Source organism: Archangium sp. (assembly GCF_036388035.1).
Lineage (GTDB): Bacteria > Myxococcota > Myxococcia > Myxococcales > Myxococcaceae > Archangium.
In genome coordinates this window covers 1-7078 of record NZ_DASVSO010000644.1, presented here as the reverse complement: position 1 = coordinate 7078, position 7078 = coordinate 1, and the positions used below count along the sequence as shown (strand labels likewise).

7 protein-coding genes and 1 pseudogene are annotated in these 7078 nt (G+C 70.2%); 7 read left to right on the top strand and 1 reads right to left on the bottom strand.

Features of this window, described 5'->3' with window-relative positions; genetic code table 11:
• Nucleotides 1-607, top strand: a 607-nt coding sequence (locus VF697_RS26455; RefSeq protein ID WP_331099497.1) for a hypothetical protein, incomplete at its 5' end; no start/stop codon positions are given.
• Between the two features lie 93 nt (nt 608-700).
• On the top strand, nt 701-1924 hold the full coding sequence (locus tag VF697_RS26450; RefSeq protein WP_331099496.1) for a hypothetical protein: 1224 nt from the start codon (nt 701-703) through the stop codon (nt 1922-1924).
• A 94-nt stretch (nt 1925-2018) separates the two neighbouring features.
• On the opposite strand, the gene VF697_RS26445 is transcribed toward VF697_RS26450, so the two are convergent.
• Nucleotides 2019-2213, bottom strand: coding sequence for a hypothetical protein (locus VF697_RS26445; RefSeq protein ID WP_331099495.1), 195 nt, complete (start codon nt 2211-2213; stop codon nt 2019-2021).
• A gap of 363 nt (nt 2214-2576) precedes the next feature.
• Between VF697_RS26445 and VF697_RS26440 the strand changes: the two genes are divergently transcribed.
• The 5 genes and pseudogenes from VF697_RS26440 to VF697_RS26420 all read left to right on the top strand — a co-directional run.
• Nucleotides 2577-3155 carry a polysaccharide biosynthesis/export family protein gene (locus VF697_RS26440; RefSeq protein ID WP_331099494.1) on the top strand — a complete coding sequence of 193 codons (579 nt, stop codon included), beginning with the start codon at nt 2577-2579 and terminating at the stop codon, nt 3153-3155.
• Between the two features lie 69 nt (nt 3156-3224).
• The gene (locus VF697_RS26435) at nt 3225-4370 is read left to right on the top strand and encodes a hypothetical protein (RefSeq protein ID WP_331099493.1); all 1146 of its coding nucleotides are present in this window, start codon (nt 3225-3227) and stop codon (nt 4368-4370) included.
• A gap of 45 nt (nt 4371-4415) precedes the next feature.
• Nucleotides 4416-5837 (top strand): GumC family protein, encoded by a 1422-nt coding sequence (locus VF697_RS26430; protein ID WP_331099492.1) that lies wholly within the window; start codon nt 4416-4418, stop codon nt 5835-5837.
• A gap of 40 nt (nt 5838-5877) precedes the next feature.
• Nucleotides 5878-6615, top strand: coding sequence for a CpsD/CapB family tyrosine-protein kinase (locus VF697_RS26425; RefSeq protein WP_331099491.1), 738 nt, complete (start codon nt 5878-5880; stop codon nt 6613-6615).
• 85 nt (nt 6616-6700) lie between these two features.
• Nucleotides 6701-7078 (top strand): annotated as a pseudogene (locus VF697_RS26420) (sugar transferase); the annotation flags it as partial.

Here is a 7078-nt window from a genome sequence, read left to right as displayed (position 1 = left end):
GGCCTACCTGGAGAAGGTCATCGAGCTGGTGCGGGCCAGCGAGCCCACGTTGCCGGTGCGGGACGAAGCCGTGGAAGCGGCCGTGCAGCGGGTGAAGGCGGAGTTCCCGGACCTCGGCTTCGAGACGTTCCTCCGGGTGGGCATGCCGGAGGTGTATCGCCGAGAGGCGGAGCTGCGCGCGAAGAGCACGGGGCTCGCGACGGTGCGGGGCCAGGCCATCCGCACGACGCAGACGTACTGCGGGGGCGCCCGGCCCCCCAAGGGGATGGAGTTGTCTCGGCGGGAGCCCGAGTCCGGCAAGCGCATCCTGGTGCGGCGGGGCTCGGAGAACACCGCGAGCGAGGTGCTCGCCGAGGCCACGTCCGATGCGGCGGGTGCCTTCGTCCTGTCGCTGCCCGCGGGGACGTACTGTCTCGTCGAGGAGGCGAAGCGGGCGCTCACCCCCACGGGTCCGACTCCGGCGCTCGTCGACGCGGGCTGCCTGGAGAACTGGCACCGCACCTGCGATGCCGTCGTCGAGGTTCCCGCGTCGGGCGAGGTTCCAGTGACGCTCGACTTCTACAAGGGCTGCAATGCCCGGTGTTACGAGGGCCCGGCGGTCCCCTGATCGGCTCCGTCTGGTGAGAAGATGGCAGGGGGGTACCCGCATATGAGGGAGGTCCACATGAGGGATGGGAAGCGTGTCTGGCGAAGGCTGTTGATGTCTCTCCTCGGCATCACGCTGATGACCGGCCTGGGTGGGAGTGCCAACAAGGGTGGGCAGGCCTCCGCGAAGCAGGGCCTCGTCCCGGGCGTCATCGCGGCTGGCTTCTCCCACTCCTTGTCATTGGGGCCGGACGGCACCGTGTGGGCCTGGGGCAGCAATGCCTCGGGCGAGCTCGGGATCGGAACGGCGGGTTCCGCTGCCACGCCGCTGCCCGTGAAGATCTCGGGCCTCACGGACGTGGTGGCTGTCTCGGCCGGACATGGCTTCTCCCTGGCGCTGCGTGCGGACGGCACTGTCTGGGCGTGGGGCAAGAACGACCAGGGGCAGCTCGGAAACGGAAAGGTCGACGCCGGAGCCACGCCGGTGCCTGGGAAGGTCCCGGGCCTCACGGACGTGGTGGCCGTCTCGGCCGGTCATTCCTTCGCCAGCGCGCTGCGGGCGGATGGCACCGTGTGGGCTTGGGGTAACAACCGCTCCGGCCTGCTGGGAGTCGGCTCCCCGTCCGTGCTGCAGGTGACGGCGCCCGCCCCGGTGGTGGGCCTCTCCAACGTGGTGTCCCTCGCGGCCGCGGGTGGCGGGTACTTCCTGGCGCTGCGCTCGGATGGCACTGTCTGGGCCTGGGGACACAACGGCGGCCACCAGCTCGGCGAAGGTCCTACTCTCGGCATGGTCAAGCGCGAGCCCGTGCAGGTGAAGGGCCTCCAGAACGTGGTGGCCATTTCGACGGGCTGGGCACACGCGCTGGCGTTGAGCGCGGACGGCACCGTGTGGACCTGGGGCAACAACGCTCATGGCCAGCTCGGCCAGCTGTCCCCGGACATCAACAGGGCCGCGGTCATGGCCGTGCCGGGCCTCTCGGACGTCGTGGCCATCATGGCGGGCCCGAGCTCCTACCGCACGCTGGCGCTGCGCCGGGATGGCACCCTGTGGACCTGGGGCATGGATAGGGCTGGCCGGGCTGGCAACCCGCCCGCGCCCGTCCAGGTGCCGGGTCTCCAGGACGTGGTGGCCGTCTCCTCTGGCACCCACGCGCTCCTGCTGGACAAGCAGGGTACCCTCTGGGGTTGGGGTCCGAACACGGCGGGGGAGCTCGGGGATGGGACGACCCAGACTCGGCTCATGCCGGTACCGGTGGTGGGTCTCTCCTGTCGCCTGCCCGGCGGAGCTACCGGGGAGCCTCGGGCACTCGCGTCGCGGCGGTGCCTCGGCACGCCCTGAAGCCAGGGCCCTGGCTGCCTGCTCGCCAGGGCCCCGTGCGTCCCCGCCATGGCCCTTCGGGGTGGCGGGGACTGTCACTCTTACTTCAGGAACTTCAGGCTTCCTTCGCCACTCCGGCCGGCGCCGTCTCCTTGCTCGTGCCCAGCACCGAGCTGCCTGTGAACAGGCCCATGCCCACCAGCACCACCGTGGCCGCCTCCGCATAGGGACCCAGTACCGAGCCCAGCAGCGTCATTCCCACCGCGCCCACCGAGAACATCGCGATCACCGCCCCCGCCACCTTGTTCATAGCCGCCGTCCGTTCCTTCGATACTCCAGACCTGCCCGGGTCCGGAGCCCGCTGACGGTGGATTCAAATGGCGTGCCGCCGTGGGCCCCGAGGAAATGGGAAAAACCCTGGGACACCTTGGGAAGCGCGGTTCCCATCTCGGGTGTGATCCGGACTCCACTGCGAGTCCGCCCCCAGGGGTGATGTCGGAATTTTTTCCCGGACACCCGCCCTGCTTCCGACTGGGGGTAGCGCGTAACCCATGACGATCCGGGGACTTTGCCCTCGCGGTGGCGTTGGCACACCCGCTGCTACGGCCACCCCCGAACACGTGGTTCCTGGCCTTCTTGCTTGGTTGCCAGGGACTGAGGGGAGAGGCGAACGATGGGAAAGACGAGCGCGAGGTGGTGGGTGGCGTTGGGGTTGCTCCTCCTGTCGGGGTGCGCCCACCGGGGCTCGGCGAAGGTGGACAACTCGGACCAGCCGTACCGCATCGGCCGTGAGGACATCCTGGATGTGGCGGTGTGGCGCGACGCGGATCTCTCGCGCACGGTGCCGGTGCGCCCCGACGGCTTCATCTCCATGCCCATGGTGGGCGAGGTGAAGGCCGAGGGCCGTACTCCCACCGAGCTGTCCGATGAGCTGCGCGAGGCGCTCAAGCCGTATGTGCAGGAGCCCCGGGTGACGGTGGTCGTCCGCGAGGTGAACAGCAGCCGCGTCTACATCACCGGCGAGGTGGCCCACCCCGGCGCCTACCCGCTGCGGGGCCGCGTGTCCATCCTCCAGGCCATTGCCCTGGCGGGAGGCTTCACGGACTTCGCGGACAAGGACGCCATCGTCGTCCTGCGCCGCTCGGGCCAGGACGGGGGCACCATCCCCGTGAGCTACAGCGAGCTGGTGGAGGAGCCGGAGAAGTTCGAGCCGCTCATCCTGCGGCCGGGCGACACCATCGTCGTTCCGTGAGGTGTTTCGGGGTGGAGCGGGGCGCGTGGGCGCCAGGGCCGGGGTCGGAGTGCGGGGATGGAGGGTGCCGTGAGACGTGCATGGAAGGGTTGGGTGGCGGCGGCGGTAGTGGGGGGCGCGCCAGCCGCGCTCGCGGCCACGGTGGTGGAGCCTCGGGCGAAGGTGACGCTGGAGGAGCGCTACGACGACGACTTCCGGCTGAACGCCGGTGGTACGGGCGGTCAGTTCATGACGAAGCTGACGCCACGGCTCGGGCTGGAGGTGAAGGATCCGTCGCTGACGCTGGAGAGCTTCTACGCGACGGACCTCCTGCTGCGGCACGGCTCCGGCCGGCTGACGATGGATCACCGCGGGGGGCTGTCGGTGCGCAAGCTGCTGTCGCGCCGCCTGCGGGTGGAGGTGTCGGGGAGCCTCTACCGGGTGACGGATCCCACCTCGCTGCCGCGTGAGAGCGTGGCCCGAGCGGCCCAGCCCGTCCTCTATGGACAGACGCGGGTGTACGTGTCGGGGCGGGCGAGCCGGCGGGTGGACGTGGGGGCCGGCTACGGGATGGAGGGGGTGAAGATGCTCGAGGGCGAGCACGCCACGGGCTTCGTCCATACCCCCTTCGTGGAGGGCTGGCTGCGCGCCACGCGGCGGCTGTCCCTGGGCGCCGAGTACCGCTACCAGGCCTTCCTCTTCGGCGATGAGCTGGATCAGGCGCACGGCGTCGTCGCGGCCCTGCGCTACCGGCTGACGCGGCAGATGACCTTCACGGGCCGCGCCGGTCCGGTGTCCTACGTCGGGGCGGATGGCACCCGGGGCCTGCTGCCGAGGGTGAAGCTGGAGGTGCTGCACGAGGCCGGGCGCTTCGACATGGGTTTCGTCGCGGGGCACGACCTGGTGGGCGCCAGCGGCTTCACCAACGCGCTGTGGGCCGACTACGCGGGGCTGGTGTTCAACCAGCACTTCACCCACAGGCTGTCGATGTACGGGGCCGCCAGTTTCTTCCGCAACGGGCGCGCGCCGAACGAGGGCGCCTTCACCCTGGGCGGGGCCGAGCGCGTGGCACAGGGCTACGCGCTGGGCGCGGGGCTCGAGTTCAAGGTCAATGAGTACATGTCGGTGCAGGGCGCCGTGGACCGCATCGCCCAGGTGGGCGCGGGCGGAGCCGCGGCGGACGTCGGGCTGACCCGCAATGTCGCGGCCGTCCGCCTGCACATGATCGGTTGGTAGGCACAGATGGATGAGGCACAGGTGGAGCGAGGAGGAGGAGCGCACATGGAGCGTGGGATGACGGCAGACCAGGTGCTCAAGGCACTGTGGCGCCGAAAGGTGCTGGTCGGGGCCATCGTGCTGGCAGTCTTCGCGGTGGGCGCCGCCATCGTGCTGAGCCAGCCGAGCGTGTACGAGGCGACGGCGGTGGTGCGAGTGCAGCCTCAGCGGCCCGGAGAGGAGATGGTGCAGCGCACCGTGAGCGAGCTGGTGGAGCAGCGGCTGCTCACCGTCCGCCAGGAGTTGATGGCGCGGCCCGTGTTGCAGAAGGCCATCGAGGAGATGAACCTCTATCCGGACATCGTGTCCGAGGACGGCATGGAGGCCGCCGTCAACCGCATGCGCAAGGATCTCACCGTGCGCGTCGAGGGCGAGAGCGCCTTCGAGCTGACGTACGCCAGCCGGGATCCGCAGGTGGCGCAGCAGGTGGCCAACCGCCTGCCGCAGATCTTCTCGGATCAGGCGCTGAAGTCGCGCCAGGAGCAGGCGGCCCGGGCCACCCAGCTCTTCCAGGATGAGCTGGTGTCGCTCTCCAAGACGGTCACCGACTGGGAGAAGAAGATCGCCCAGTTCAAGGTGGACCACATCGGCGAGCTGCCCGAGCAGCTCGAGATGAACATGCGCGGGCTGGAGCGCGTGGGGGCGCTGATGCAGACGAAGTCCGAGGAGCTGCGCGTGGCCGAGGCCCGGCGCTCGGAGCTGGCGCGGGCTCGCAATGCCGCGGACAGCGAGGCGGGCCGGTTGGAGGCCGCCGAGCACTCCCTCGCCCAGGCCCTGGTGGGCGCCCGCTCCTCCTGGACGGCGGATCACCCCGAGGTGAAGCGGCTCAACCAGGAGCTCTCCACCATGCGTGAGCGCCGCAAGGACGCCGAGAGCCGCCAGTGGGCCGAGCGCCAGGAGCGCGCCCGCGTGGCCGACCTCAGCGGCGCCATCCAGAAGGACATCGAGGGGCTGCACCAGCAGGCCCGGGGCTACCAGGAGCGGCTGGACCGCACGCCGAAGTGGGCCCACGAGCTGGGCGTGCTGCAGCGCGACTATGAAATCGCCCGCACCAAGTACCAGAGCGTGGTGTCGCGCCGGGTGGAGGCGGAGATCGCCCAGGAGCTGGAGGTCAAGAGCGCCGAGAGCCTCTTCAACGTGGTGTCCCCGGCGGGTGTGCCGGTGACGCCGGCCCGGCCGGACCGGATGAGCGGCCTGCTCATCGCCTTCCTGCTCGCCCTCGGCACCGGAGTCCTCACCGGCGTGGTGCTCGAGATGCGCGACGACAGCATCCGCGACACCCAGGAGCTGCGCGAGCGCCTGCCGCTCCCCGTGCTCGCGGTGGTCCCGAACATGCAAGGCAAGGGGGAGAAGCGGGTGCTGATGCCCGCCACGGGAGCGCGCAACGGGGTGGTGACGCCGTCTTCGTCGGACTCGCCTCTGAACTAGGGAAGCTCGGGTGAACAACTTGGAAGTTGGGAGGACTGAGATGGAACAGACGATGGAGCGGGCGGGAAACTTCCTTCCCCGAGTGGATGATGCGGCGGGCTCGCCGAACGCGGTGGACAAGCGGGTGGTGTCGCTGACGGCACCGGCCTCGAGCGCGGCGGAGCAGTACCGCAGCCTCTACTACCGGCTGGAGCGCATGCGCGAGCTGCGGCCGCTCAAGGTGGTGGGCATCACCTCGTCGCTGCCCGGCGAGGGCAAGACGGTCACCACGGTGAACCTCGCCCTGGCCGCGGCCCGGGCCAACCCCGAGCGGCGCATCCTGCTCATCGACGCGGACCTGCGTCGCGGTCAGGTGGCCGACGTGCTCGGCATCAAGGGCCGGCCGGGCCTGTCGGAGCTGCTGGCCGGCGAGTGCGAGGTGCGCGACCTGGTGCGCCGCTTCCATGCCACGCGCATGGCCGTCATCACTGCGGGCGCCACGCCGGAGGAGCCCACCCAGGCGCTCGCCAGCGCGAGGATGAAGCAGTTCCTCAAGGTGGTGCGCGAGCACTTCGACGAGGTGTACGTGGATCTGCCGCCCACGCTGCCGTTCGCGGACTCGGCGATCCTCGGCCACCAGACGGACGGCCTGCTGATGGTGGTGCGGGCCAACGTCACCCCGGCCCGGGCCGTCAACCAGGCCGTGGAGCAGCTCGGCGGCGCACCCATCCTGGGCTGCGTGCTGAACGGGGCGGAGGTGAGCGACACCCCGTACATGAAGAACTACATGCGCAAGTAGCAACAGCGGCAACCCGGCCGCGCCGAGAGGAGGGCGCGGCCGGGAGTCGTAGGGAAGGGCGACGAGGGCGGTCGGAGGGACATACGTGCTTCGGGTTTTCCACCATTACTTTTCATCCAGGAAGCTGACGCTCTTCGTCATCGAGGGCGCCGCCATCGCCCTGGCGTGTCTGCTGGGGGCGGTCTGCTTGTCGAGGATGCTGGCGCCAACGAACACCTACCTGCCGCTGGCCCAGACGCTGCCAGCGCTGTTGCTGCTGGGGGCCACCTTCGTCCCCACGTTCCAGTTCGCGCTCTACCTGATGGACCTGTATGACCTGCGGGTAGCGGCGGAGGATCGGGTCCGGGGCGCCCGGCTCCTCAAGGCGGCCGGGGTGACGACGGCCCTCGTCGGAGTGTTGATGCTCGCGGCGCCGGCGGTGCTGCCGGTGAGCCTGCCTCCCGGGGCGCTGCTGGGCGGGGCC